Genomic DNA, 26,074 nt, shown 5'->3' with positions numbered 1-26,074 from the left:
GGCCTTCGTTCACCCGCAGACGGCGGCGTCCACGGCGTCCTCGACGTGCACGATCTGCTCCACCGCGGTCGGCAGCGCGGTGACCGCGACCATGACGCCGCGCCCGTCCTCCGTCACCGCACCGCGGGTCTCGTAGCCGGGGATGTCGCCGCCGTGGGTCCAGGCGGTGACGCCGCAGCTGAGCGAGAGGCTCTGCAGCCCCAGGCCGTAGGGCTCGTCGCCGCTGGCGGTCGACTCCGGCGCCGGCACGGTGGTCTGCATCTCGGCCAGCAGCTCGGGGGCGAGCAGCTCGCCGTCGACCAGGGCGGTGAAGAACTCCAGCAGGTCGCCGGGGCTGGAGACCATCTGGCCGGCCGCCCAGCCGAAGGAGGGGTCCTGCACCGTGACGTCGGTGTACTCGGCGTCGGGTGCGGGTGCGTAGTAGCCGCTGGGGTGCTCGTCGCGGATCACCTGCTCGCCCTCGAGCGGCCAGTAGGTGTCGTCCAGGTCGAGCGGTTCGATGACCCGGGTGGTGATCTGCTCGCCGATCGGCCGGCCGGTGACCTCCTGGACGAGCAGGCCGGCCAGCACGTAGTTGGTGTTGCTGTACTCCCAGCCGGTGTCGGGGGCGAAGGAGGCCGGCCGGGCCAGCGCGATGTCCAGCAGCTGGTGGGGCTCGACGTAGCGGTGCTGCACAGCGAGGTAGTCGGCCACCACGACGTCGTCGTAGTCGGGGAGGCCGCTGGTGTGCTGCAGCAGCTGGCGCACCGTGATGGCGTTGCCGTCGCCGCCCGGCCCGCGGACCAGCCCGGGCAGGTAGGTCTCGATCGGGGCGTCCAGGTCGACCAGGCCCTCGCCGACCAGCTGGAGGACGACGGTGGCGACGAAGGTCTTGGTGTTGCTGGCGATCCGCACCTGGCCGTCGACCGGCACCGGCTCGCCGGTGGTCAGGTCGCCGACCCCGGCGGTGAGGTGGCGCACCCGGCCGTCCGCGCCGCGGACTGCGGCGAGCGCGCCCGGGAAGCCGTCGTCGGCGACGAGCTGGTCGAGCTCGTCCTGGAAGGCGTGCGCCGGCCGTGCGCCGCCGGCCTCCGCGACGTCGGGGGTCAGCAGGCCGGTGGCGCCGGCGGCGGTCACCGTGGCGGCGGCGACCAGCAGCGTGGCCCAGGTGCGGCGGGAGCGGTTCGGGTGGGTGGCTGAGGACACGAGAACTCCTGGAGGCGGGCCGATCGTGCGGACCTCCCGAGCCTGTCCGGGGAGGCCGCTCCGATCGATCCCGCCCAGGAGTCACCCGAGGTGGCGCAGGCTGCACCCGGGCGTGGGTCCCGGCATCAGCCCTCGATCGAGGCGCAGGCCGACCAGGCGGCGCCCTCGGCCAGGACCTCGTCGTCCAGCGGCAGCACGATGAGCGAGGTGCCGTCCTCGTCGGCCAGCAGGTCCAGGTCGAACTCCCCGGCCAGGGTGTCCAGTTGGCCGATCTCCTGCTCGGTCACCGGCAGCGCCGGGAGGTCGGCCACCGGGGCGCTGTCGACCGCGCCCTCGGTGCAGCCGCCCTCGCTGACCAGGAGCATGTCGTGGTCGCCCGGGGTCAGCCCGCTGGCCTCCACCTCGATCTCCGTGCCGGTGTCGGTGCTGGTGAAGGTGGCGGTGCTCAGCACGCTGCCCTCGGGGTCGACCAGCTCGCCGGTCAGGTCGACCAGCACCTCGGGGGTCTCGGTCACCGCCCCGTCGTCCAGCGCCTCGAAGGAGCCCCCGACGCCGTCCTCGTCGTCCCCGCAGGCGGTGAGCACGAGGGCGGTGGCAGCAGTGGCGGCGAAGAGCATCGTCCGCTTCACAGGGGGGCTCCTTCAGGTCGAGGGCGTGGTCCGTGGAGGGACTGCCCGTTCACCGCGTCCCACTCCCGTCGGCCACGGAGTCGATGCCGAGCCGTGACCTGTGCCAGCGGGTAGGAACGACACATGGAGTTCCGACACCTGGGCCGCAGCGGCCTGAAGATCAGCGAGATCACCTACGGCAACTGGATCACCCACGGCGGGCAGGTGGAGGCCGATGCGGCGAACGCCTGCGTTCGCGCCGCCCTCGACGCCGGCATCACCACCTTCGACACCGCCGACGTGTACGCCGGCGGCCGCGCCGAGGAGGTGCTGGGCAAGGCGCTGGCCGGTGAGCGGCGCAGCGGGATCGAGCTGTTCAGCAAGGTCTACTGGCCGACCGGGCCCGGCCGGAACGACCGCGGCCTGTCCCGCAAGCACGTGCTCGAGTCGATCGACGCCTCGCTGAGCCGCCTCGGCACCGACTACCTCGACCTCTACCAGGCCCACCGCTACGACTACGAGACGCCGCTGGAGGAGACGATGTCGGCCTTCGCCGACGTCGTGCGCAGCGGCAAGGCGCTCTACATCGGCGTCTCGGAGTGGCGGGCCGAGGAGATCCGGGCGGGCAAGGCCCTCGCCGACGAGCTGGGCATCCCGCTGGTCTCCAACCAGCCGCAGTACTCAGCGCTCCACCGGGTGCCCGAGGCCGAGGTCATCCCGACCTCCCGCGAGCTGGGCATCAGCCAGATCGTCTTCTCACCCATCGCCCAGGGCGTGCTCACCGGCAAGTACCTGCCGGGCCAGCCCGTCCCGGAGGGGTCACGGGCGACCGACGAGAAGGGCGGCGGGGCGAACATGATCGCCCGCTGGCTGAAGGACGACGTCCGGGAGCGGGTGCAGGAGCTCAAGCCGATCGCCGACGACCTGGGGCTGACGATGGCCACGCTGGCGGTGGCCTGGGTGCTGCAGGAGGAGAACGTGGCGGCGGCGATCATCGGCGCCAGCCGCCCGGAGCAGGTGACCGACAACGTCAAGGCCTCCGGGGTCCGGCTCGACGACGACGTCAAGCGGCGGATCGACGAGGTGCTCGCCCCGGTGGCGCTGACCGACCCGGCGCTGACCAAGAGCCCGGACCCTCGGCCCTGACACCCGACCGGGCGGGCTCCACTCCGGAGCCCGCCCGGTGGGGTCAGGACGGCCGCTGCTGCGGCTGCGGGGTGGTGGCCGGGCCGCGGCTGTGCGGCGGGCGGTGCCCGGCGAGGTGCCCGGCGTGCGGGGTGGGCGAGGCGTGCTGGGCCGCCCGATGGGCGTCCCGGTGGGCGGGGGTGATCCGCGGCAGCTCGCTGGTCAGCCAGCGGACCGGACGCCGCTGCGCCGGACGCCGGGCGGCCAGGAAGTCCAGCGCGATGGCCGCCGTCCACGACTGGTCGCGGCTGCCGAGCGTCTCGCCGGTCACCGGCTGGTAGTACTCGGCGAAGTCGCAGTCGATCAGCTGGGACAGCCCGGCCAGCCGCAGCTGGTTGGCCGCCTCGGTCTCACCGGAGCGGTTGAGCGCCCAGGCCATCAGCCAGTTCAGCACCGGCCACTGCGGCCCGCGCCAGTAGGTCTGCTCCCGGAACGCCGGGGACGCGGGGGAGACCGACGGCATGACCGGCCAGCGCAGCCGGGAGTGCCCGCACCACCGCGGCCCGAGCAGCAGGTCGCGCTGCCGGCGGGTGAGCGCCTCGTCGCCGCCGCACACCAGCGGGGCGAACCCCGCGGCGCTCTCCACGTCCAGCCACTGGCCGGTGCGCAGGTCCAGGTCGCGGGCCAGCCCGGTCTGCGGGTCGACCGAGCGGAGCACCCCGGTGCGGAACCGGCGGGCGATCGCCCGGGACTGCTCCACGCCCCCGGCCGTGCCGCCGCCGATCCCGAGCTCCTCGCCCATGTCGGCGAGCAGGTCACTGGCGGCGGCCAGCAGCGCCGACACCAGTACGTCGCCCACCACGAAGTCGCCGGTCGCCCGGTAGGCGGTGTCGTCGTACCGGGAGCGGACCTTCTGCTCCAGCAGCCACAGGTAGCGGGCGTACTCGGCGTCGGTCGGCCGCTGCGACGGGTCGGAGACGTGCGCGAGGTCGGCGCGGACGAACGGCGGCATGTCCGGCTGGGGGTGCACGTTGGCGTACGGGGAGTCCCAGCGCGGGGAGTCGTCCATCCCCGACTCCCAGCCGTGGTGGATCTCCACCAGCCCGTAGGAGTACGGGTCGCGGGCGGTGGCCAGGTACTGGTGCCAGGCCAGCCACTGGTCGAAGGTCTCCCGGACGAACTCCTCGGCGAGCTCCTGGTCCGCCCCGCCCCTCCGGCGGGCGTCGTGCAGGATCCGGGACAGCGCGATCACGTGGATCGGCGGCTGGCAGATGCCCGAGGTCAGCACCCCGGCCGGGCGGGCGGCGGCCACCTGGGTGCGCCAGCGCTCCGGACCGGGGAAGTAGTCGCTGGGCTCGTGGAACAGGATGTGCGGGATCATCCCGGTCGCCCACTGCCCGGACAGCAGGCTGCGCAGCTCGCCGAGCGCCCGCGGCACCGAGACCGTCGCGATGCCCAGCGCCACGAAGCCGGCGTCCCAGCTCCACATGTGCGGGTACAGGGTGGGGGAGGCGACGGTGAAGGCGCCGCGGTCGTTGGCCCGCAGGACGTAGCCGGCGCGGCCGGACATCAGCCCGATCTCCACCGCGCTCGGTTGGGACACGGTCATCTGCAGTCCGTTCCTCTCGCCGGCGCCCTCTCGCGGTGCCCGGCCATCCTCACCCGGGACGCTGGAGGACGACGGACCGTCAGGCACATTTCACGCGAACGTCACGCCGTGGTCGTTGACCGCCACGCCAGCAGTCTCATCCGGCCGCGGTGGGCTCGCGCGGGCGGGTCGGCCGGCCGCCCCACCAGGGTGCCTGGGCCAGCAGGTACAGCAGCACCCCGACCAGGAGCAGCAGCCCGGCCCGCAGCCAGGTGACGGCCTCCTGCTGGGACAGCAGCAGCAGGCACGAGCCGATGGCGAGCACCGGCAGGACGACGGGTGCGGTGAAGTGCTCGGCGGCCACCCGGTCGCGACGAAGCACGAGCACCGCGACGTTCGTGCTCAGGAAGACCAGCAACAGCAACAGGACGACGATGTTCGCCAGTGCGCCCAGGTCGCCCACCAGGGTCAGCGACATCGCCACCGCGGTGGTGACCACGATCGCCACCCACGGGGTGCGCCGGACCGGGAGCACCCGGCCCAGCACCGCGGGAACGAGCCGCTGCTCGGCCAGCCCGAACGCCATCCGGCTGGCCATGATCATGGTGAGCAGGGCGCCGTTGGCGACGGCGATCAGCGCGATGGCGCTGAACAGCTGGTCGGGCACCGCCACCCCGCTGGCCTGCACCACGGCCAGCAGCGGGCCGGTCGAGGCGGCCAGCTCGTCGGCGGGCAGCACGATCGAGGCGACCAGTCCGACGAGCACGTAGACGACCCCGGCGGTGAGCAGGGCACCGAACAGCGCCCGCGGGTAGACCCGCCGCACGTCGCGCACCTCCTCGGCGACGTTGGCCGAGACCTCGAAACCGACGAAGGAGTAGTAGGCCAGGATCGCCGCGGCCAGCACCGCCGTGCCGGGCGCGACCCCGTCGGGGAACTGCACCACCCGGCCCGGGTCGCCGTCTCCGCGGCCGAGCACGATGGCACCCAGCACGACGACCAGCAGGAGCCCGGACACCTCGACCACGGTCATCACCACGTTGGCCCGCACCGACTCCTGGATGCCGCGGGCGTTGAGCAACGCCACCAGCAGCAGGAACACCAGTGCGGCCGGCACCGCCGGGACGTCGAGGAAGACGCCGAGGTAGTCACCGGCGAAGGCCAGGGACAGGCCCGCGGCGCTGGTGACGCCGGCGGCGAGCATGCAGTAGCCGACCAGGAACGACAGCAGCGGCTTGCCGAAGGCCCGCTCGGCGAAGACGGCCGAGCCGCCGGCCCGGGGGTACTTGGTGACCAGTTCGGCGTAGGAGGCGGCGGTGAGCAGCGCCAGCAGCAGGGCGAGCAGCATCGGCACCCAGATCGCGCCGCCGGCCTCGCCGGCGATCTCCCCGACCAGCGCGTAGATCCCGGCGCCGAGGACGTCGCCGAGGATGAACAGGTAGAGCAGCCGGCCGCTGATCGCCCGGCGCAGCGCGGTCCCGTCGCTGTCGGCCGCGCCGGTCTGCTGATCTTGGTGCTGGGTCACCGGCCGAGTCTGGGTGGGTGCACGGGCAGCGGCAACCCGAGTCCCGGCCCTTCCGGGTGAGCCGCACCGGCCGATGTCTGCCGGTCCCGGCGCGGACCGGGCAGGCTCGAGACGGTTGCACGGCGAGACGAGATGAAGCGGCGGTCCGGGGAGGTGGAGCAGGTGTCGACAGGGACGAGCGAGGCGGCGCCCGCGCACCCGACCGGCGTCCCGGCAGGTGGCTGGAGGGCGGCCCTGGACGCCGTCCTGGCCGATCCCGCCCAGCCCCGGCTGGTCTTCCAGCCGATCGTCGACCTGCGTCGCGGCGTGGTCGCCGGGTACGAGGCGCTCTCCCGTTTCGACGGTCCGGCCGGCTGCGGCCCCGACCGGTGGTTCGCCATGGCCGACGAGCTCGGGGTCGGTGCTCGGCTGGAGGCCCGGGTCGTCGCCGCCGCGCTCCGCGCCCGGGCCGACCTGCCCCCGCACCGCTTCCTCAGCGTCAACGTCAGCCCGCACCTGCTCACCGAACCCGAGCTCGCCGACCTGCTGCTTGCTGCCGACGACCTCTCCGGCCTGGTGCTCGAGCTCACCGAGCACGTGCCGGTGGAGGACACCGGCCCGCTCGTCGAGCTGCTCGACCGGCTGCGGGCGGTCGGCGCGGCGATCGCCCTGGACGACGCCGGCTCGGGCTACTCGGGCCTCCAGCAACTCGCGCTGCTGCGTCCGGACTTCGTCAAGCTCGACCGCGCGCTGGTCGACCACGCCGACCGGGACGAGGCCAAGCTGGCCCTCGCCGAGCTGCTGGGCACCTACGCCGGCCGGCTGGACGCCTGGCTGCTGGTCGAGGGGATCGAGCGGCCCGAGGAGCTGGAGGCGTTCGTCCGGCTCGGGGTGCCGCTGGCCCAGGGGTACCTGCTGGCCAGACCCGGCCCGGGCTGGCCCGAGCTCGATCCCGGCGTCGCCGACCGGCTGCGGGTGCTGGCCGGCCGGACCGCCCTCGTCGACCAGGTGGCCCCGCTGCTGGAGGTCGCGCCGTCCGTGCGCTCGGCGGACCCCGCCGGTGACCCGGCCGCGCTGACCGCGGCGGAGGCGCTGCTGGCCGCCGACCCCGGCCTGGACGTCGTGGTGGCCGTCGACGACCTGGCCTGCCCGGTGTACCTGGTCCGCGCCGGGTTGCGGCACGGCGACCCCGGCCTGCAGATCGTGCCGATCAGCCTGCGGGTCCGCCCGTCGGCCCCGTTGGCGGAGGTCGCGACCCGGGCCATGACCCGGGTGGCCGCCCGACGGTTCGACCCCGTGCTGTGCGTCGACGAGGTCGGCCGGCTGCTGGGGCTCGTGCGACCCGAACGGATGACCCTCCGGCTGGCCGAGCTGCACCGCGGCCCGGCCCCGGCCGATGTCCCGGACGAGCCCACCCGCTGCCCGGCCGACACCGCTGGGCCACTGATCTCCGGAGGACCCCGGTGAAGGAGTTCGACTGTGCCGACGTCGTCCCCGGCTGCGGAGCCAGCTTCCGCGCCCCGACGTCCGACGAGCTGGTCGCGCACGGCCGGCTGCACGCCGAGCACGCGCACGGCAGGACCGAGCCGGACATGCCGGCGGTGGACGTCGTCGTCCGCGCGGCGATCCGCGACGTCCGCTGAGGCGGTCGGCCGCGGTCAGCCCTTCTCGGCCGCGGCCCGGTGGGCCTTGACGACCACGAGCACGTCCTCGCTCTGCAGGGTGCCGATCAGCGGGTCGTCGAAGCGCAGGGTGCGCCCGCCGCGGGCCACCGAGAGGACGACGTCCCGCAGCTGACGCGGCGCCAGGCCGACCTCGGACTGGGTGACCGTGCGCTGGGCCAGGTCCAGCCCCCGCCCGCTGGTCAGCAGGTCCTCGACGACCGCGACCACGCCGGGCTGGTCGGTCGAGAGACCGAGCAGCCGCCCGGAGGTGGCCGAGGAGGTGATCACCGAGTCGGCGCCGGACTGGCGGAGCAGGCTGGCGTTCTCCTCCTCGCGGACGCTCGCGGTGATCGGCACCGTCGGGTTGAGCTGCCGCACGGTCAGGGTGATCAGCACGGCGGCGTCGTCGCGGTCGGCCGCGACGATGACCGCCCGGGCCTTCTCCACCGACGTGCGACGCAGCACCTCCATCCGCCCGGCGTCACCGAGCACGCCGGTGAACCCGGAGGCGGTGGCCTCGTCGATGGCCTGGGGTGAGGGGTCGACGACGAGGATGTGCTCGGCGTCGGTGCCCGTGCTGAGCAGGGCGCGGATGGCGCTGCGCCCCTTGGTGCCGTAACCGCACACGATGACGTGCTGGCGCAAGCGAGACCTCCAGCGTCGGATCTGGAACTCCTCCCGGGAACGCGCGGTGAGCGCCTCCAGGGTGGTGCCGATCAGGATGAGCAGGAACGTGATGCGCAGTGGGGTGATCACCAGGATGTTGACCAGCCGGGCCCCTGGAGTCACCGGGACGATGTCGCCGTACCCGGTGGTGGAGAGCGTGACGGTGGCGTAGTAGGTGGCGTCCAGCACGCTGATCTCGCCGCCCTGGTTGTCCGCGTAGCTGTCCCGGTGCAGGTAGACGATCAGCACGGTGGCGGTCAGCACGACGGCGGCGATCAGCACCCGGCGCCAGACCTGCCGGGCCGGGGACTCCTCGGTGTGCGGCAGGTGGACGCCGCTGTGGTCCTGGTTCACGATGCCCCGTTCACCGGACCGGCTGCTCGCACGTCACCGGCGGGACGATAGCCGTCGTCGCTGGGTGTTGCGGGGTGGCCGGGCGCTCAACCGGGGGTGTCGGCCGCTCCGGGGTTCGGCTGCGGCCCACCGTCCCGGCCCACTCCGGGTGGCGGCTGGACCGCGGCCAGCACCCGCTCCAGGAGGCCGTGCAGCGTCGCGGCCTCCTGCTCGGTCAGCCCCAGGACGGCGGGGCGGCCCAGCTCGGCCAGCACCGGGCCGGCGGCCAGCAGCGCCCGGTGCCCGGCCTCGGTGAGGTGCACCTCGGACTTCTGCCCGCGGCGGACGGGACCGGGCCGCTCGACCCAGCCGGCGTCGACCAGCCCGTGCAGCAGGGTGCTCATGCTCTGCGGCGTCAGCTGGAGCCGGCGGGCCAGCTCCGCGGAGGTGAGCGTGCGGGCGCGGGCAAGGTGCACCAGCACCACGAAGGTGTGCGGCCGCAGCCCGACGCTGGCCAGCTGCCGGGAGAAGAGGGCGTTGACCGCGGCGCCGGCCCGGGCGAGGGCGTAGGCGGGGATGCCGGCCGGGTCGTCGGCGAGCCAGGGCGGCAGCTCCGTTCCCGGACCGACTCCGTCCACTGGCTCCTCCACGCAGGACACCGTAGGTTGCCGACAGAGCATCAGTCTCCTGATGGTCGGGGTCGAGGAGGAGAAGATGGGCGCACTGGCCGACTGGGTGCTCGGGCACCGCCGGATCGTGGTGCTCGCCTGGCTGGCGCTCGCGGTCGTGGGCGGTGTGCTCGCGCCCACCACGATCGACCGGCTGGGGTTCGACTTCTCCACGCCCGGCCAGCCGGCCTACGAGGCGAACCAGGCCATCACCGAGCAGTTCGGCAACGGCGGGGGCGTCGACCCGCTGGTGGTCACCGTCCCCCTGCCCGAGGGCAGCACCGTCGCCGAGAACCGGGACGAGCTCGCCGCCGTCGTCGACCGGCTGCGGCAGCCCGGCTGGCGGGTGGCCAGCCCGCTCGACGAGGGCGCGGCCGCCGACGTGCTCGCCGCCGAGGGCACCGCGGTCGCGCTGGTGTGGCCCCCGGCGGTCGAGGGCCCGGCGCCCTACGCGGCTGCGCTGCCCCAGCTGGAGGGGGCGCTGCAGGGGGTCACCGTGGCCGGGGTCGAGCCGGTCGTCACCGGCACCCCGGTGCTGGCCGAGGGGGGCGGTGAGGAGCGCCCGATCATCGTGGAGATCGCCCTCGGCGCCGGCGGGGCGATCGTCGTCCTGGCGCTGGTGTTCGGCTCGCTGCTGGCCCTGGTGCCGCTGCTGGTCGCCGCGGTGGCGATCACCACGACCTTCCTGCTGGTGCTCGTCCTGACCACGGTCACCGACGTCAGCTTCATCGTGCAGTACCTGGTCGGGCTGATCGGCCTGGGCGTGGCGATCGACTACTCGCTGCTGGTGGTCATGCGCTGGCGCGAGGAGCGCGCCGCCGGCGCCGACGACCTGGTCGCGGTGCGCACCGCGATGACCACCGCCGGGCGGGCGGTCGTGTTCAGCGGGGTCACCGTCGCCATCTCGCTGCTGTCCCTGGTGGTGCTGCCGCTGCCCTTCCTGCGCACGGTCGGCTTCGGCGGGCTGTTCATCCCGCTGGTCAGCGTGCTCGTCGCGCTCACCCTGCTGCCGGTCGTGCTGGCCTCGGTCGGGCCCCGGCTGGAGTGGCCGCGGCGCCGGCTGCACGGCACGGAGAGCCGCGCCTGGCACCGGATCGGGACGACGGTGGTGCGGCACCGCTGGGTCGCAGCAGCGCTGGCCACCGCGCTCCTGCTGCTGCTCGCCTCGCCCGTCCTGGGCATCAAGCTGGGCACCCCGCAGGTCTCGGCCATCGCCACCGGGTCGTCCCCGGCGGCGACCGCCTTCCAGCAGCTCACCGGCGACGGCCTGCCGGAGGGGCTGGCCCGGCCCGTGGAGGTGCTCACCGAGGACCGCGCGGCGGCCGTCGAGCGGCTGTCCGAGGTCGCGGGCGTGGCCGGGGTGCTGGCGCCGGTGCGGGAGTCGTGGGAGCAGGGCGGGACGGGGCTGGTGGACGTCGTCCTCGCCGACGACCCGTCGTCCACGGCCGGCCGGGAGGCGCTCACCGCCGTCCGGGCCGCCGCCGACGAGCTCCCCGGCGCCCGGGTCGGGGGCACCGCGGCCGGCGACGCCGACTCGGTCGAGGCGATCTACGGCAACGCCTGGTGGGTGCTGCCGCTGGTCGTCGTCATCACCTTCGCGCTGCTCGCCCCGGCGCTGCGGTCGATCTGGCTGCCGGTCAAGGCGCTGCTGCTCAACGTCGTCTCGATCGCAGCCGCCTACGGGATGACCGTGTGGATCTGGCAGGAGGGGAACCTGACCGACCTGCTCTTCGGCGCCTCCGCGACCGGCACGCTCACCTTCTGGGTGCCGGTGGCCGCGTTCTCGTTTCTGTTCGGGCTGTCGATGGACTACGAGGTGTTCATCCTGTCCCGGATCCGCGAGGGCCGGGACGCGGGGATGAGCACCGACGAGGCGACCGTGCACGGCGTGGCGTACACCGGCCGGCTGGTCACCTCGGCGGCGCTGATCCTCTTCCTGGCCTTCATCGCGCTCTCCACGGTGCCGGTGGTCGACGTGAAGATCTTCGCGACCACGCTGGCGCTGGGCATCCTGCTCGACGCCACCGTCGTGCGCGGGGTGCTCACACCTGCGCTGGTCGCGCTGTTCGGCGACGTCAACTGGTGGTGGCCGTTCCGGTCCCGGCGGCGACCGGCGCATGCGAGCCCGCGGCACGCTCCCGCGCAGTCAACTCGCGCTTGAGCACCTTGCCGGCCGGCGACACCGGCAGGGCGTCGACGAAGACGACGTCCCGCAGTCGCTTGTACGGCGTCACCTGCTCGTTGACCACCGCCATCACCCCCTCCGCGGTCAGCGCCGCACCGGCGTCGTCGGCCCGGCGCACCACGTAGGCGACCGGCAGCTCGCCGGCCTCCGGGTCGGGCCGGCCGACCACCGCGGCGGCCGCCACCCCGGCGGTGCCGAAGAGGATCTCCTCCAGCTCGCGCGGGAAGACGTTGTAGCCCTTGTAGAGCAGCATGTCCTTGGTGCGGTCGACGATCGCCAGGTACCCGTCGGCGTCGAGCACCCCGACGTCGCCGGTGTGGAACCAGCCGTCGGGGTCGATCGACTCCGCCGTCGCATCCGGGCGCCCGGCGTACCCGCGCATCACCTGCGGGCCGCGGATGCACACCTCGCCGCGCTCCCCGGCCGGCAGCGGGTCGCCGCCCCCGAGCGGGCGGATGCTGATCTCGGTGTCCGGCAGCGGGACGCCGACCGTGCCGGCCTTGCGGATCCCCGAGGTGTGCGGCGGGTTGCCGGTCGCCATCATCGTCACCTCGGTCAGCCCGTAGCCCTCGGCGATCACCACCCCGGGCACCAGCGCCGCCATCCGCTCGATCAGCGGCACCGGCAGCGGCGCCGCACCGCTGGCGAAGTCGCGCACGCTGGACAGGTCGGCCTCGGCGATCCCGGGGACCTGCAGCAGCGCGACGAACACCGGCGGCGCCCCGCCGATGCTGGTCACCCGGTACCGGACGGCGTCGGCCAGGTAGTGCGCCGGGTCGAACCGGTCGTGGACCACCACGGTCGCACCGGTCAGCACCCGCCCGTTGAGGTAGCCGATCACCCCCATCGCGTGGAACCACGGCGTCAGGTTGATGATCGTGGCGGTGCCCAGCCGGGTGGGGTGCTCGGCCGGGCTGCCGAACTGGTCGAGCGTGACGTCGCCCTCGGCGTCCAGTGCCGGCACCGAGCCGGTGCTGAAGCAGGCCGACTGCAGCACGTTGGTGACCACGGCCCGGTGCGGCAGCTCCACGCCCTTGCTCACCCCGGTGGTGCCGCCGGTGTAGGCCAGGTGCGCCAGGTCGGTGACCGGGTCGAGGTCCGCGTCGCGGTGGGCGTCGGTCGGGTCGGCGGCCAGCAGGTCGCCGAGGGAGACGGCGTCCGGCAGGTCGGCGAGGTCGACGGCGGCGGACGGGTCGGCGACCTGCTGCGGGCCGGTGACCACCACGGTCTCCACCCCGGTGTCGGGCAGCGCCTGCCGGACGACGGGCAGCACCGGCTCCCAGGTGACCAGTGCCCGGGCGCCGGCGTCGGCCAGCTGGTGCGCCAGCCCGGCCGGCGGCAGCAGCGGGTTGGTGGGGGAGAAGGTCGCCCCGGCCAGCAGCACGCCGTAGTAGACGGCCGGGTACTGCAGGCAGTTCGGCAGGTGCACGGCCACCACGTCGCCCCGGCCGATGCCGCGGGCCGCGAGCCCGGCGGCCACCGCGTGCGCCCGGCGGCCCAGCTCGGTGAACGACAGCGCCACGTCGTGGTGGACGAAGGCCGTCCGGTCACCCCACCGGCGCACCGCGGCCCGCAGCACCGAGCCGACCGGGAGGAGCGGGTACTCCAGCGAGCAGGGCAGCCCTCGGGGCCAGGGAGAGCGCTCGGCAGACGGCTCGGTCGGTGTCGTGGTGGTGCCGTGGGCCTGCGTCGTCGTCATCCGTCGTCCTCCCGCGCAGCGTCGTTGCTGGGGCCTCAGGGTGGCTTACGTCACCCTCTGCGTCGAGACCGACCGCGTGCGTCAGGATGGCCCGATGAGCTCCCAGCGCACGGCCCTGGTCCTCGGTGGCGGCGGCATCACCGGCATCGCCTGGGAGATCGGGGTCGTCGCCGGGCTCGCCGAGGCCGGCGTCGACCTGACCTCGGCCGACCTCGTCGTCGGCACCTCGGCCGGCTCGGTGGTCGGGGCCCTGCTCACCACCGGCGCCGACGTCGAGTCGTTGCACGCGCGACAGCTGGAGCCGGTCGGCCCGGACGAGCGGGCATCCCGACTCGGTCGCGGCACGCTGGCCCGCTACGGGCTGGCGATGCTGCTGGCCCGCCGCGACGACGCGGCCTTCCGCCGCCGGATCGGGCAGCTGGCGCGCACCGCCGCCGACACCGGCCGGACGCCGTCGGAGGAGGAGCGCCGGACGGCGATCGAGGCCCGGCTGGCCGGGGCGCAGTGGCCCGACCGGCCGCTGGTGGTCACCGCCATCGACACGGCCGACGGTGAGTTCACCACCTTCACCCGGAAGTCCGGGGTCGACCTGGTCACCGCGGTGGGCGCCAGCTGCGCGGTCCCGGGCGTCTACCCGCCGGTGACCGTGGGCGACAAGCGGTACATGGACGGCGGGATGCGCTCCACGGCCAACGCCGACCTGGCCGCCGCCTACGACCGGATCGTGGTGATCGCGCCGCTGCCGCGCGGCACCGGCCCGATGGCCAGCGTCGACGCCCAGGTCACCGGCCTGGTCAGCCGGGTCGCCGTCGTCTCCCCGGACGCGGCGAGCCGGGCCGCCATCGGCAAGAACGTGCTCGACCCCGCCGCCCGCGCGCCCTCGGCCCGGGCCGGGCGCACCCAGGCGGCGAGCGTCGCCGCCCGGGTCGCCGACGTGTGGCAGGGCTGACCCGCACCCTCCAGCCGGACCCGACGAGAGGACAGGCCATGACCGCACCAGTGCTCACCGAGGTGATCGACGGGGTCGGGGTGCTGACCCTGAACCGGCCGGCGGCGAAGAACGCCGTCGACCTGGCGACGACCGAGGCGCTGGCGGCCGCGATCGACGAGTTCGAGGCCCGCGACGACGTCGCCGTCCTGGTGCTGACCGGCGCCGGCGGGACCTTCTGCGCGGGCATGGACCTCAAGGCCTTCGCCCGCGGCGAGCGCCCCCGGATCGAGGGCCGCGGGTTCGCCGGGCTCACCGAGGCGCCGCCGGCCAAGCCGCTGATCGCCGCGGTCGAGGGCTGGGCGCTGGCCGGCGGCTGCGAGCTGGCGCTCTCCGCCGACCTGGTGGTGGCCGCCCGGGACGCCCGGTTCGGCATCCCGGAGGTCAAGCGCGGGCTGTTCGCCGCCGGCGGTGGGGTGCTCCGGCTGGCCAAGGCGCTGCCCTACCAGCGCGCGATGGAGATGGCGCTGACCGGTGACCCGCTGCCCGCCGAGGAGGCGCACCGGTTCGGGCTGGTCAACGTCCTCACCGAGCCCGGCGGTGCGCTGGCCGGGGCGCGGGAGCTGGCCGCGCGGATCGTGGTCAACGGCCCGCTCGGGGTCCGGGCCAGCAAGCAGCTGATCGCCGGGTCGGTCGGCTGGACCGACAAGGCCGCGCTCGAGGCCCAGCGGGAGCTGGCCGACCGGGTGTTCAGCTCGGCCGACGCACTGGAGGGCGCTCGCGCCTTCGCCGAGAAGCGCGCCCCGGTGTGGCGCGGGGAGTGAGTCCTCGGGCGCGGCGGTGACCCGCTGACGCGACCCGCCGGGCGACTCGCCGTCGGAGGGGGTCGGCTTCACCCGTTGTTCGCCGGGCATTGCCTGTGCGGCGGCTGAGGACCCACTGTGCTGGGGAGGCGGGCCGCCGGCGAGGGTCGCCGTCCGAGCCCGTGGGGGTCCCGATGAGCCGTACGTCCCGGCTGTCCGCTGCTGCGCTGACAGCCCTGCTCGCCGTTCCGCTGTCCCTGGCCGTCGCCCCGGCGTCGTCCGCCTCCCCGGCGCACGGCTCCGACCACGGTGCCGACGAGGCCGAGGAGCTCCTGGTGATCGGCCACCGGGGAGCCTCCGGCTACCGGCCGGAGCACACGCTCGCCTCCTACGAGCTGGCCGCCCGGATGGGCGCGGACTACATCGAGTGCGACGTGGTCAGCACCGCCGACGCCGTGCTGGTCTGCCGGCACGAGAACGAGATCTCCGGCACCACCGACGTCGCCGACCGCCCGGAGTTCGCCGACCGGCAGACGACCAAGACGGTTGACGGCGTGGAGCTGACCGGCTGGTTCACCGAGGACTTCACGCTGGCGGAGCTGCAGACGCTGCGCGCGGTCGAGCGGCTGCCCGAGCTGCGGGAGGAGAACACCCTCTACGACGGCCTGTTCGAGGTCCCGACCCTGGACGAGTTCTTCGAGCTCCGCGCGGACCTCACCCGGGAGCTGGACCGGGAGATCGGGGCCTACATCGAGACCAAGCACCCGACCTACTTCGACTCGATCGGGCTCTCGCTGGAGGAGCCGCTGCTCGCCGACCTGCGTGAGGCGCACGTCGACCGCCGCCACTCCCCGGTGTTCCTGCAGTCGTTCGAGACGACGAACCTCCGTGAGCTGGACGCCGCCGGGGTGAAGGTGCCGCTGGTGCAGCTGCTGTCGGCCAGCGGCGCTCCGGCCGACCTGGTCGCCGCGGGTCTCCCGTTCACCTACGCCGACCTGTCCACCGCCGCCGGTCTGGCCGTGATCGCCCGGTACGCCGACGGGGTGGGCCCGTCGAAGGACCAGGTGATCCCGCTGCTGGAGGACGGCACGCTGGGTGAGCCGACGTCCTTCGTCGCCGACGCCCACGCGGTCGACCTGCTCGTGCACCCGTACACGTTCCGCAACGAGAACGCCTTCCTGCCGGCCGAGCTCGACGAGGGCACCGACCCGGCGGCGTACGGCCAGGCGATCGCCGAGCAGCTGGCGTTCTGGGAGGCCGGCGTGGACGGCATCTTCACCGACAACCCGGACACCGGCGTGCTCACCCGCGACCTGTTCCTGGACGCGGACGTCGAGCTGGCCCCGGCCGCCTGACCCAGCCGCGGGCGGGCCACCCGGCCCGCCCGCGGTCAGGGCGGCCCGCCCGCGGTCAGGGCGCGCCGAGTGACAGCCCAGCGGGCTTCCCCGGCCCGGGAAGCCCGCTGAGCTGTCACTCGCCGAGTGCGGCGGCGATCCTCGCGAGCAGGTCGGCGGGGGAGTAGAGGTCGGCGGCGGTGACGAACAGGACCCGCCAGCCTGCGGCCTGGAGGGCCTCGATCCGCCGGCGGTCCGCGGCGACGCGGGTGGTGTGCCACGCGCCCTCGTACTCCAGCGCGACGCGGCGCTCCGGCCAGGCGAAGTCGACCCGGGCGAGGAACACCCCGCCGTGCCGGACCACGTGCTGGGCCACCGGTGGTGGCAGCGAGGACCGGGAGAGCAGCAGCCGGAGCCGGGTCTCCGGGGGCGAGGCGGCCAGCCCGTCGGCGAGTGAGCACGCCGTCCGGGCCTGGCGGCACCCGCGGCCGGTCAGCTCGGCGGCCGTCAGTCGCAGGGTCGCCAGCGTGGTGGTCCGCGCCGCCACGAACCGGTCCAGCAGGACGACGCCGTCGTCGAGGGGGAGCCGTCCGGCGAGCTCCAGCGCGGTCGTCTCCGGCGCGGTCGCGCGGACCCCCTCGACGGGACGCACCCGCTCTCCGGGGAGGACCCGGCGGCGCACCGCCACCCCGGGAGCGGCGCCACGGGGCGTCCCCGGCGCGACGGTCACCTCCACGTCGTCCTCCGGCCGGGCGAGGTCGGTCAGCCCCCAGAGCACCGCGGCGCTGACCCCGGAGACGACGGCGTGCGGGAGCAGCAGCCGGCCCACCGCCTGGGCGCGGACGGCGTGCGTGACGTCGAGGGTGGCGTCGGCGTAGACGTCGGGGAACAGCCGCACCCAGGCACCGCTGCGCAGGTCGTCGCGGGTCAGCAGGCCGCCGCGGACGGCTGCCGTGCCGTGGAAGACGCGGCCGCGGAGTCGCTCGGGACGGCGGGTCGGGCGGGGCGCCGCCGCACCCTGCCGCAGCAGGGCAGGTCGCCGCTGCCGCCGTCCACAGCCGGTGAGTGACAGCCCAGCGGGCTTCCCCGGCCCGGGAAGCCCGCTGAGCTGTCACTCGGTGCAGGTGGCTACGCCTCGTCGTTCAGGTGGCGCAGCAGGGTCTCGCCGATGTCCTGCATCGCGGCTACCTGCTCCGGGCTGAGCTGGTCGAACAGGTGGCTGCGCACGCTCTCCACGTGCACCGGGGCCGCGCCCTCCAGGGCTGCGAACCCCTCGTCGGTGAGGACGGCGAGCTGCCCGCGCCCGTCCTCGGGGCAGACCTGCCGACGGACCCACCCGCGTTCCTCGAGCCGGGAGACCGCGTGGGACAGTCGGCTGCGGGAGGACAGGCAGCGTTCGGCGAGCTGGCTCATCCGCAGCTGCCGGCCCTCGGTCTCCGACAGCTGGACGAGGATCTCGTAGTACGCGTGCGAGATGCCCGTCTCGCGGGTCAACTCGCGGTCGAGCCGGTCGTCGAGCAACATCCAGCTGTACAGCCAGGCGCGCCAGGCGCGCTGTTCCTCGGCGTCCAGCCAGCGCGTCGCGGCGGGCGGGGCCGGGGCAGGCGCACCCGCTGCCCGCGCCGCGGGGGACACGTCACTCGTCATGGTGCGAGGGTACTGGCGGAATACTCAAGCATTCAACTACGCTACCGCCGGACGCAGACAGTCAAACGCTCAACCACTCGGAGGTCACCATGGCCAGCACCACCCAGATCCCCGGCTACGTCGTCGGCACGTGGGACATCGACGCCTCCCACTCCACGGTGGGCTTCTCGGTCCGCCACATGATGGTCAGCAAGGTCCGCGGCTACTTCCGCGAGTTCTCCGGCGAGATCGTCACCGCCGAGGACCCGTCGCAGTCCACGGTGCACGCCACGATCGACATGGACTCGATCGACACCCGCCAGGAGCAGCGCGACGCGCACATCAAGTCCGCGGACTTCTTCGACGTCGGCAACCACACGGTCATGGAGTTCCGCTCCACCGGCGTGCGCAACAAGGGCGAGGACTGGGTCGTCGAGGGCGACCTGACGATCAAGGGCATCACCAAGCCGGTCACCCTGGCCCTGGAGCTCAACGGCTTCGGCCCGGACGCCTACGGCGGCACGCGCGCCGGCTTCTCCGGCAAGACCTCCATCTCCCGCAAGGAGTTCGGCGTGGACATCGACATGCCGATGGACGGCGGCGGCGTCGTCGTCGGCGACAAGATCGAGGTCGAGCTCGAGATCGAGGGCGTGCTCCGCACCGCCTGAGGAAGGACCCCGTCCTCCTCACCCCTCGCGAGCTCGGGGTGAGCCTCGGGACGGGGCCGACGGCGGGCCCCTGCAGAGGGGCCGTGCAGCAGAGCTCCCACCCGGCCGGGTGGGAGCTCTGCTGCGTCTCAGGGGTGGGCGGGCAGGCGCTGGTGCCCGGTCTGCCGCCGGCCCTCGGTGAGCAGCGCACCCAGCCGCTCGCCGGTCACCGGCGCGCAGAGGTGGTGGCCCTGGGCGTAGGTGCACCCCACCCGGCGGGCCAGCTCCAGCTGCTCGGCGGTCTCCACCCCCTCGGCGAGCACCGCCATGTCCAGCGCCGCACCCAGGGCGGCGACCGCGCCGAGGAGCGCCTCGGGAGCCGTGGCGGCGGCCGGCAGGGGGCCGGCGACGAGCGCGCGGTCCACCTTGAGCACGTCCGCGGGCAGCGAGGCCACCGCCGCCAGGGAGCTGTACCCGGCTCCGAAGTCGTCGATGGCGATCCGGACGCCGTGGGCGCGCAGTGCACGGAACTGGGCCACCGCGTGCTCGGGATCGCGTGCCAGCGCCGTCTCGGTCAGCTCCAGCACGAGGCTCCCCGGGTCCAGGTCGCGCTCGGCCAGCGCCTCGAGGACGTCGTCGACCAGTGTCCCGGCGGAGAGGTGGACGGCGCTCACGTTGACCGCCACGGCCAGCTGGTGGCCCTGGGCCCGCCACACCTCGGCCTGGTCGATCGCCGTCCGCAGCAGCCAGCGGGTGATCGGCACGATCACCCCGGTCTCCTCGGCGATCGGGACGAACCCGGCGGGCTCGAGTCGGCCGCGGTGCGGGTGGTCCCATCGCAGGAGCGCCTCGCACCCGGTCACCTCGCCGCTGGACAGGTGCACCACCGGCTGCCAGCACACGGTCAGCTGGTCCAGCGCTGCCGCGTTCCGCAGGTGGCTGACCACCTGCCACCGGTCCTCCAGGCTCGCGCGCAGGGCCGGGGTGAAGTGCAGGTGCTGGTCCCGGCCGTCGGACTTCGCTGCGTACATCGCAGCGTCGGCGTCCCGGAGCAGGTCCTCGGGCCCGGTGTGCGCCGGGTCGGAGGTGGCCGTCCCGATGCTGGCGGTCAACGACAGCCGGGTCCCGGCCAGCTCGAAGGGGTCGTCGAAGACGGCGCGGAACCGCCGGGCCAGCAGCTCCCCGGCTCCGGCGTCGCAGTCGCGGGCGACGACGACGAACTCGTCGCCGCCGAGCCGGCCGACCACGTCCGTGGCGCGGGTCCGCCGGGACAGTCGCGCCGCCAGCTCCTGCAGCAGCAGGTCCCCGACCGAGTGCCCGAGCGAGTCGTTGACCTGCTTGAACCCGTCGACGTCCAGGTACAGGACGGTCACCGGGCCGCCGTCCTCGGCCAGCGCCCCGGCGATCGTCTCGTGCAGTGCGGCCCGGTTGGGCAGCTCGGTGAGGTGGTCGTGGCGGGCCTGCCAGGCGGCCTGCTGTTCGGCGCGCACCCGGTCGGTGATGTCGGTGTGGGTGACGACGAGGCCCGGTCCGCCGTCCACCGGGAAGGCCTGCAGGTGCCACCAGCTGCCGGGCGGTTCGGTGCCGGCGGCGTGCGGCGGGCAGTAGTCGAAGGAGAAGGACGGCGCCCGCCGCTCCAGCACCGACTCCAGGCCCTCGACGGCGATCCGGGCGTCGGGGTCGCCCGTGGCGGCCAGCGCCCGGCAGGCGGCCAGGTAGTCGTCGCCGGTCTGGCACGCGGCCGGCCGCCCCGCCGTCGTCGTCCCCAGGGCCCAGGCCGCGTTGGTGGTCAGGATCGTCCCGTCGCCGTCGAGGATGGCCGTGCGGGCCGGCAGTGCGTTGAGCACCGCCCGGACGAGCGAGGACTCCGCGGCGCGCTCCTCGTCCAGGGTGCGGCGTTCGTGCACGTCGCGGAAGAACAGGACCAGGTCGTCGAGGACGGGGTAGGTGCGCACCTCGAACCACCGGTCCAGCGGTTCGTAGAAGAACTCCAGCTGCTGGCTCTCACCCGTCGCCCGGGCCAGGCGGACCGACTCCTGCCATGCGGCGCCGGGCCGGTCCGGGAACTGGGTCCACAGCACCTGGCCGACGAGCTCGGCGGCCGTCCGCTCCAACAGCCGCTCGGCGGCGGCGTTGACCCAGGTGTAGCGGTACTCGGCGTCGAGGAAGCAGACCGCCTCGCTGATCGAGGTCAGCGCCTCCGTCGTCCGCGCGCGCCAGGACCCGTCGGCCACCCACGGTGGTGGCTCGGCGTGCTGGGCCATCGGCGACTCCTCGCACCGTCCGACTGACTCGGACGGCGAACCGTACCGCCCAGGACCACCGATCAGGCTGCGCTGCGCTCGGCCGCTCGCAGGGAAGGCGCAGGTCGACGACGGACCTCCGCTGCCGCGGACGCCGTCGCCCGGGACCGACCCCATCGGTCCGCGGACGCTGGGACACTGGGCGACATGTCGACCTCGACCCTCAGTCGCGTGCAGACCCGCTTCCCGTCGGCCGTCGCGGTGGCCGTCGGGCTGGCCGCCGGGTTCGGCGTGGCCCAGGGCACCGGCGTGCGGGCGCTCGGCGGCGTCGTGTTCGCCGCGGGGGGCCTGGCCGCCGGCTGGCTCTGGTACCGCCGTCGCGGGGCGGCGATCGCCGCCGCGCTGGCGGCCGGCTACGTGGCCGCCTTCGTCCTGGCGCACGTGCTGGCGATCGGCGTCGGCTGGCCGGCCTGGCTGGCGGTCGGGCTGGTCACGGTGGTCGCCGCCGCGGTGTCCTGGGTGGTGGCAGACCGCCCGTCGTCGTGAGGCCTCGGTCCAGAGGCTCGTCCCGAGCTTGCGAGGGATGAGGGGGACCAAGGTCCTTCGAGAGTGGTAGACCGGTCACAGCCGCTCGGCGGGGGGCCGTCGTCCCCTACCATGGGAAGGTCTCGGCCGCCCGTGCCGTTGCACTTGTCGCGCGCCGCTGCGCGCAGACCCCCACGCGATCCCCCGAGGTGCCTCTCCGCATGCCCACCCGCAACGACCTGCGCAACGTGGCGATCATCGCCCACGTCGACCACGGCAAGACCACCCTGGTCGACGCCCTGCTCCGGCAGGCCGGTGCCCTCGGGCGCTCGAAGGGCGAGGGGACGGACAACGACTCGACGCAGGACCGGGTCATGGACTCCGGCGAGCTCGAGCGCGAGCGCGGGATCACCATCCTCGCCAAGAACACCGCGATCCGCCTCGCCGACGAGGACGGCAACCCCGTCGTCGTGAACATCGTCGACACCCCGGGCCACGCCGACTTCGGTGGCGAGGTGGAGCGTGCGCTGTCGATGGTGGACGGTGTCGTGCTGCTCGTCGACGCCTCCGAGGGCCCGCTGCCGCAGACCCGGTTCGTGCTCCGCAAGGCGCTGGCGAAGGGGATGCCGGTCATCCTCGCGGTCAACAAGACCGACCGGCAGGACGCCCGCATCGAGGAGGTCGTCGACGAGACCTACGAGCTGTTCATGGAGCTGCTCGAGGACGCCGGCCTGCCCGCGGAGACCCTCGAGTTCCCGATCGTCTACTGCAACGGCCGTACCGGCCAGGCGTCGCTGAACAAGCCCGAGAACGGCACCGTCCCGGATAGTCCGGACCTCGGCCCGCTGGTCAAGACGCTGTTGGACACCGTGCCGGCGCCGGTCTACGACGCCGAGGAGCCGCTGCGCGCGCAGGTCACCAACCTCGACGCCTCGCCGTTCCTGGGCCGGCTGGCGCTGCTGCGCATCCACTCCGGTGAGATGAAGCGGGGCCAGCAGGTGGCCTGGTGCAAGGCCGACGGCACCATCACCCGCACCAAGATCACCGAGCTGCTGGTCACCGAGGGCCTCACCCGCACCCCGGCCGACAGCGCCGGCCCCGGCGACTTGATCGCCATCGCCGGCATCGAGGACATCATGATCGGCGACACCCTCGCCGACCCGAACGACCCGCGCCCGCTGCCGGCGATCACCGTCGACGAGCCGTCGATCTCGATCACCATCGGCATCAACACCAGCCCCATCTCGGGCAAGTCGGGCAAGAAGCTCACCGCCCGGCTGATCAAGAACCGGCTCGACCAGGAGCTCGTCGGCAACGTCTCGGTGCGGATGCTGCCCACCGAGCGCCCCGACACCTGGGAGATGCAGGGCCGCGGCGAGCTGGCGCTGGCGATCCTGGTCGAGCAGCTGCGCCGCGAGGAGTTCGAGCTCACCGTCGGCCGTCCGCAGGTGGTCACCAAGGAGATCGACGGCAAGCTGCACGAGCCGGTCGAGCGGGTCACCATCGACACCCCGGGTGAGTACGTCGGCACCCTGACCCAGGCCCTGGCCGTCCGGCGCGGGCGGCTGGAGAACCTCGTGCACCACGACACCGGCTGGGCGCGGATGGAGTACATCGTCCCCTCGCGTGGCCTGATCGGGTTCCGCACCGAGTTCCTCACCGAGACCCGCGGCACCGGCGTGCTGAACCACAACCTCGAGGGCTACGAGCCGTGGCTGGGCGACATGCGCGCGCGCCCGACCGGCTCGCTGGTGGCCGACCGCACCGGCGTGGCGACGACGTACTCGATGTTCTCGCTGCAGGAGCGCGGCCAGATGATGGTCGAGCCGGGCACGGCGGTCTACGAGGGCATGGTCATCGGTGAGAACTCGCGTCCGGACGACATGGACGTGAACATCACCAAGGAGAAGAAGCTCACCAACATGCGCAAGGCCACCTCCGAGGAGCTGGAGCGGCTCATCCCGCCGAGGCTGCTCAACCTGGAGCAGGCGCTGGAGTTCTGTGCCGAGGACGAGTGCGTGGAGGTCACGCCGGGCGCCGTCCGGGTGCGCAAGGTGGAGCTGGACCAGACGATCCGCGGTCGGTCCCGGAACCGGAAGCCCAAGCCCTGACGAAGGGCCCCCTCGCCCCCCACCGCTCGCAGGCTCGCGGCGGGGGCGAGGGGGTCGGGCGAGCTGACCGACGCCGTCGTCCCCCTCGGGGGGCGGCGACGTTCGTCGTCCCGGGGGCGGCGCGCCGACGAGGTCTGCTGAGACGGGTGGGGTCTCTGTGTCGAGAGTTGCCGCTCGATCACGGTTCGTGATGGCCCGCCGAGCGACGCGGCAGGGTTCGACGGCTCTCCTCGTGGCGCGCCGGGGTGTCGCGGCGGCAGTCGTACGTTCCGGTCCGGAGAGGTTGTGCGCGGCAGGGGGAGGCCGGGCGCACCTGGGGGAACGGTGTGAGAGGTGGTCGGGGAGCCGATGACGGTCCAGCGGGCAGCAGGTTTCCGGAACGGGATCGACGTGCGGGTGCGGCTGCGCCCGGCGACGGCAGCGACCGACGGGACGTTCGACGGCGCGTGGTGGCCACGCAGCCGGCTGCTCTCCGTCGAGCTGCCCGAGCTGGCGGCGGCGCTGCAGAGCCTGGGCGTGCGGATCGACCGCTTCACCTACGCCGTGGGCGCCTGGGACGAGCCGCCGGCCCGCAAGATGCTGATCGGCGACCGCACCGTGCGCACCGGCGGGTTCGCGAGCATGGACCACCAGCTGGTCTCCCTCACCGTCGACGGCGAGCGTCGGGTCGACCTGCTCGTGGTGCCGCCGGAGGCCGACGCGCTCACCGGCGTCCGGGCGCTCCGGCTGGCCGGCCTGCGCGAGGACACCGGCAACCCGCAGCGCGGGCTGCTCACCGCCCCGTCCCGGTCACAGGTCGTCCCGCTGACCGGCGTCCGCGCCGGCTGACGAGGTCGCGCCCGGCGCCCTGAGCCGGGTTGCCGACCGTCCGGCCGTGCCGCGACCCGGCTCCCCGGACGGTGCGGCGGCTCCACCCGGACCGGCAGTGCGCCGAGAGCGAACCGGCTGGACGGCGGCCGGACGGCTGCGCTGAGGTCGGGGCATGCGACTCCTCGTCCTCGGCGGCACGCACTTCCTCGGCCGGCACGTCGTCTCCGCGGCGCTGGACCGGGGTCACGAGGTGGCCACGTTCACCCGCGGCGTCTCCGGCGCCCCGCCGGCCGGCGCCCGGGCACTCACCGGTGACCGGGACGACCTCGCCGCCCTGCCGACGGCGCTGGACGGCTGGCGCCCCGAGCTGGTCGTCGACACCTCCTGCCAGACCCGCGCGGCGGCGGGACACGCAGCGGCCGCGCTCGCCGACGTCGCCGGCTACGCGTTCGTCAGCAGCCTGAACGCCTACCGGGACTGGCCGCCGGGGCCGATCGCCGGCGAGCAGGAGCCGACCTGGGGCTCCGACGAGGACACCTACGGGCCGGTGAAGGCGCACGCCGAGCGGGTGCTGGGCGCGGTGCTGGGGGAGCGGTTCCTGACCGCCAGGGCCGGGCTGATCGTCGGGCCGCACGATCCCCTCCACCGGCTGGGCTGGTGGCTGGACCGGATCGCCGCCGGTGGGCGGGTCGTCGTCCCGGCCGAGGGGCTGGACCAGCCGATCGCCCTGGTCGACGCCCGCGACCTGGCCGGATGGCTGGTCGAGCTGGCCGAGCGCGGGCAGGGCGGCCCGGTCAACGCCACCGGTCCGGCCGGGATGACGACGTTCGGCGGGCTGCTGGACACCTGTCGCGAGGTCACCGGCGGCGAGGCGGAGTGGGTGCCGGTGCCCGAGGCGGACCTGCTGTCGGCCGGCGTCCAGGAGTGGACGCACCTGCCGCTGTGGCTGGCCGCCGGCACCGCCCGCACCGCCTGGGACGTCGACACCACCCGGGCCCGGGAACTCGGCCTGCCCACCCGCCCGGTGCGCGACTCGGTCGCCGACACCTGGGCCTGGATGCAGGCCGGTGACCGCCCGCAGCCCCCGGCCGGCCGGGAGCTGCCGGGCCTGCCTCCCGACCTGGAGCAGCGGCTGCTGCTGGCGTCTGCGGGTTGACCCATCCCCAGGTGGCTCGACCCGTCGGCTCAGCTCCGGCGGCGGACCCGCACCACCTCGTCGGCGTGATGGTGGCCGTTCTCGCCGGCCGGCCGCGTCTGGGCGCCGGCCAGGACGACGTCCCACTCCTGCAGGTCCAGGTCGGCGAGGACGTCGGCGGCCGCGGCGAAGCGGTCCGCGCCCCACAGGGCGGCGCGCTCCTCGTCGTACCCGTGACCGACCCACAGCAGCGTGCCGCCCGGGGCGACGGCCGCAGCCAGCCGGGGCACCAGCACGCGGCGTACCGCGGCCTCCGGGTGCAGGAAGTGGGCGGTGACCAGGTCGAACGCCGCGGCGGCGGGCTCCCAGGTGGCGACGTCGCCCTGCACCCAGGTCGTCCGGTCGCCGAGCCCGGCGGCGGAGGCCTGGGCGGCGCCGCGGTCGAGGGCGGTCTGCGACCAGTCCAGGCCGGTCACCTGCCAGCCGCGGGAGGCCAGCCACAGGGTGTCGCCGCCCTCGCCGCAGCCGACGTCCAGGGCCCGCCCCGGGGGCAGGTCGGCCGCCTGGGCGGCGAGCGTGGGGTTGACCCGGCCGCTCCAGAGCGCCGCCGCAGCGGCGTAGCGCTCCTCCCACGAGGCGTGGTCGGATCCGGTGTTCGCCGGCTGCTGCTGGTGGTCGTGCACCGTT

23 protein-coding genes are annotated in these 26,074 nt (G+C 74.3%); 12 read left to right on the top strand and 11 right to left on the bottom strand.

Features of this window, described 5'->3' with window-relative positions:
- Positions 1–9: 9 nt before the first annotated feature.
- Both O2W53_RS19870 and O2W53_RS19865 read right to left on the bottom strand, forming a co-directional pair.
- Positions 10–1,185 (bottom strand): serine hydrolase domain-containing protein, encoded by a 1,176-nt coding sequence (locus O2W53_RS19870; protein WP_269164796.1) that lies wholly within the window; start codon positions 1,183–1,185, stop codon positions 10–12.
- Between the two features lie 125 nt (positions 1,186–1,310).
- Positions 1,311–1,814 carry a hypothetical protein gene (locus tag O2W53_RS19865; RefSeq protein ID WP_269164795.1) on the bottom strand — a complete coding sequence of 168 codons (504 nt, stop codon included), beginning with the start codon at positions 1,812–1,814 and terminating at the stop codon, positions 1,311–1,313.
- A 123-nt stretch (positions 1,815–1,937) separates the two neighbouring features.
- Here O2W53_RS19865 and O2W53_RS19860 point away from each other — a divergent pair, with 123 nt between their 5' ends.
- The gene (locus O2W53_RS19860) at positions 1,938–2,939 is read left to right on the top strand and encodes an aldo/keto reductase family protein (protein ID WP_269164794.1); all 1,002 of its coding nucleotides are present in this window, start codon (positions 1,938–1,940) and stop codon (positions 2,937–2,939) included.
- A gap of 43 nt (positions 2,940–2,982) precedes the next feature.
- Here the strand turns inward: O2W53_RS19860 and ggh are convergent, their stop codons facing one another.
- Together ggh and O2W53_RS19850 are read right to left on the bottom strand one after the other, a co-directional pair.
- Positions 2,983–4,527, bottom strand: a complete 1,545-nt coding sequence (gene ggh / locus O2W53_RS19855; protein WP_269164793.1) for a glucosylglycerate hydrolase — start codon at positions 4,525–4,527, stop codon at positions 2,983–2,985.
- A 136-nt stretch (positions 4,528–4,663) separates the two neighbouring features.
- The gene (locus O2W53_RS19850) at positions 4,664–6,031 is read right to left on the bottom strand and encodes an APC family permease (protein WP_269164792.1); all 1,368 of its coding nucleotides are present in this window, start codon (positions 6,029–6,031) and stop codon (positions 4,664–4,666) included.
- A 162-nt stretch (positions 6,032–6,193) separates the two neighbouring features.
- Between O2W53_RS19850 and O2W53_RS19845 the strand changes: the two genes are divergently transcribed.
- Positions 6,194–7,477 carry an EAL domain-containing protein gene (locus O2W53_RS19845; RefSeq protein WP_269164791.1) on the top strand — a complete coding sequence of 428 codons (1,284 nt, stop codon included), beginning with the start codon at positions 6,194–6,196 and terminating at the stop codon, positions 7,475–7,477.
- The gene (locus O2W53_RS19840) at positions 7,474–7,653 is read left to right on the top strand and encodes a DUF1059 domain-containing protein (protein WP_269164790.1); all 180 of its coding nucleotides are present in this window, start codon (positions 7,474–7,476) and stop codon (positions 7,651–7,653) included. The genes O2W53_RS19845 and O2W53_RS19840 overlap by 4 nt, the downstream gene beginning before the upstream one ends.
- Before the next feature lie 15 nt (positions 7,654–7,668).
- On the opposite strand, the gene O2W53_RS19835 is transcribed toward O2W53_RS19840, so the two are convergent.
- Together O2W53_RS19835 and O2W53_RS19830 are read right to left on the bottom strand one after the other, a co-directional pair.
- A complete protein-coding gene (locus O2W53_RS19835; protein ID WP_269164789.1) occupies positions 7,669–8,694 on the bottom strand; it encodes a potassium channel family protein in 1,026 nt (341 codons plus the stop codon).
- Between the two features lie 86 nt (positions 8,695–8,780).
- Positions 8,781–9,323 (bottom strand): MarR family winged helix-turn-helix transcriptional regulator, encoded by a 543-nt coding sequence (locus tag O2W53_RS19830; RefSeq protein WP_269164788.1) that lies wholly within the window; start codon positions 9,321–9,323, stop codon positions 8,781–8,783.
- 40 nt (positions 9,324–9,363) lie between these two features.
- Between O2W53_RS19830 and O2W53_RS19825 the strand changes: the two genes are divergently transcribed.
- Positions 9,364–11,502 carry an MMPL family transporter gene (locus O2W53_RS19825; protein WP_269164787.1) on the top strand — a complete coding sequence of 713 codons (2,139 nt, stop codon included), beginning with the start codon at positions 9,364–9,366 and terminating at the stop codon, positions 11,500–11,502.
- Here the strand turns inward: O2W53_RS19825 and O2W53_RS19820 are convergent.
- On the bottom strand, positions 11,417–13,225 hold the full coding sequence (locus tag O2W53_RS19820) for a class I adenylate-forming enzyme family protein (RefSeq protein WP_269164786.1): 1,809 nt from the start codon (positions 13,223–13,225) through the stop codon (positions 11,417–11,419). The genes O2W53_RS19825 and O2W53_RS19820 overlap by 86 nt on opposite strands.
- A gap of 94 nt (positions 13,226–13,319) precedes the next feature.
- Between O2W53_RS19820 and O2W53_RS19815 the strand changes: the two genes are divergently transcribed.
- The 3 genes from O2W53_RS19815 (at position 13,320) to O2W53_RS19805 (ending at position 16,311) form a co-directional block, all read left to right on the top strand.
- A complete protein-coding gene (locus O2W53_RS19815; protein ID WP_269164785.1) occupies positions 13,320–14,174 on the top strand; it encodes a patatin-like phospholipase family protein in 855 nt (284 codons plus the stop codon).
- A 38-nt stretch (positions 14,175–14,212) separates the two neighbouring features.
- A complete protein-coding gene (locus O2W53_RS19810) occupies positions 14,213–14,977 on the top strand; it encodes a crotonase/enoyl-CoA hydratase family protein (RefSeq protein WP_269164784.1) in 765 nt (254 codons plus the stop codon).
- A gap of 173 nt (positions 14,978–15,150) precedes the next feature.
- A complete protein-coding gene (locus O2W53_RS19805) occupies positions 15,151–16,311 on the top strand; it encodes a glycerophosphodiester phosphodiesterase (protein WP_269164783.1) in 1,161 nt (386 codons plus the stop codon).
- Positions 16,312–16,426: 115 nt separating this feature from the next.
- Here O2W53_RS19805 and O2W53_RS19800 read toward each other — a convergent pair whose 3' ends face one another.
- Both O2W53_RS19800 and O2W53_RS19795 read right to left on the bottom strand, forming a co-directional pair.
- Positions 16,427–17,188: a type IV toxin-antitoxin system AbiEi family antitoxin gene (locus O2W53_RS19800; protein ID WP_269164782.1), complete on the bottom strand. Its 762-nt coding sequence runs from the start codon at positions 17,186–17,188 to the stop codon at positions 16,427–16,429.
- Between the two features lie 230 nt (positions 17,189–17,418).
- Positions 17,419–17,937, bottom strand: a complete 519-nt coding sequence (locus tag O2W53_RS19795) for a MarR family winged helix-turn-helix transcriptional regulator (RefSeq protein ID WP_269164781.1) — start codon at positions 17,935–17,937, stop codon at positions 17,419–17,421.
- Positions 17,938–18,026: 89 nt separating this feature from the next.
- Between O2W53_RS19795 and O2W53_RS19790 the strand changes: the two genes are divergently transcribed.
- Positions 18,027–18,584: a YceI family protein gene (locus O2W53_RS19790; RefSeq protein WP_269164780.1), complete on the top strand. Its 558-nt coding sequence runs from the start codon at positions 18,027–18,029 to the stop codon at positions 18,582–18,584.
- A gap of 128 nt (positions 18,585–18,712) precedes the next feature.
- On the opposite strand, the gene O2W53_RS19785 is transcribed toward O2W53_RS19790, so the two are convergent.
- Positions 18,713–20,827 carry a putative bifunctional diguanylate cyclase/phosphodiesterase gene (locus tag O2W53_RS19785; protein WP_269164779.1) on the bottom strand — a complete coding sequence of 705 codons (2,115 nt, stop codon included), beginning with the start codon at positions 20,825–20,827 and terminating at the stop codon, positions 18,713–18,715.
- 186 nt (positions 20,828–21,013) lie between these two features.
- Here O2W53_RS19785 and O2W53_RS19780 point away from each other — a divergent pair, with 186 nt between their 5' ends.
- From O2W53_RS19780 to O2W53_RS19765, 4 genes are all read left to right on the top strand, one after another.
- On the top strand, positions 21,014–21,352 hold the full coding sequence (locus tag O2W53_RS19780) for a hypothetical protein (protein ID WP_269164778.1): 339 nt from the start codon (positions 21,014–21,016) through the stop codon (positions 21,350–21,352).
- A 200-nt stretch (positions 21,353–21,552) separates the two neighbouring features.
- Positions 21,553–23,442, top strand: a complete 1,890-nt coding sequence (gene typA, locus O2W53_RS19775; protein ID WP_269164777.1) for a translational GTPase TypA — start codon at positions 21,553–21,555, stop codon at positions 23,440–23,442.
- Between the two features lie 348 nt (positions 23,443–23,790).
- Complete coding sequence (locus O2W53_RS19770; protein WP_269164776.1) at positions 23,791–24,270, top strand: DUF5994 family protein; 480 nt, start codon at positions 23,791–23,793, stop codon at positions 24,268–24,270.
- A gap of 154 nt (positions 24,271–24,424) precedes the next feature.
- A complete protein-coding gene (locus tag O2W53_RS19765) occupies positions 24,425–25,408 on the top strand; it encodes an NAD-dependent epimerase/dehydratase family protein (RefSeq protein ID WP_269164775.1) in 984 nt (327 codons plus the stop codon).
- Between the two features lie 29 nt (positions 25,409–25,437).
- Here O2W53_RS19765 and O2W53_RS19760 read toward each other — a convergent pair whose 3' ends face one another.
- A complete protein-coding gene (locus tag O2W53_RS19760; protein WP_269164774.1) occupies positions 25,438–26,070 on the bottom strand; it encodes a class I SAM-dependent methyltransferase in 633 nt (210 codons plus the stop codon).
- Positions 26,071–26,074 lie beyond the last annotated feature (4 nt).

Source organism: Modestobacter sp. VKM Ac-2978 (genome assembly GCF_026968025.1).
Classification (GTDB): Bacteria; Actinomycetota; Actinomycetes; order Mycobacteriales; family Geodermatophilaceae; genus Modestobacter.
The sequence above is the reverse complement of the archived record's forward strand: the minus strand, read 5'-3'. Positions and strand labels throughout refer to the sequence as shown.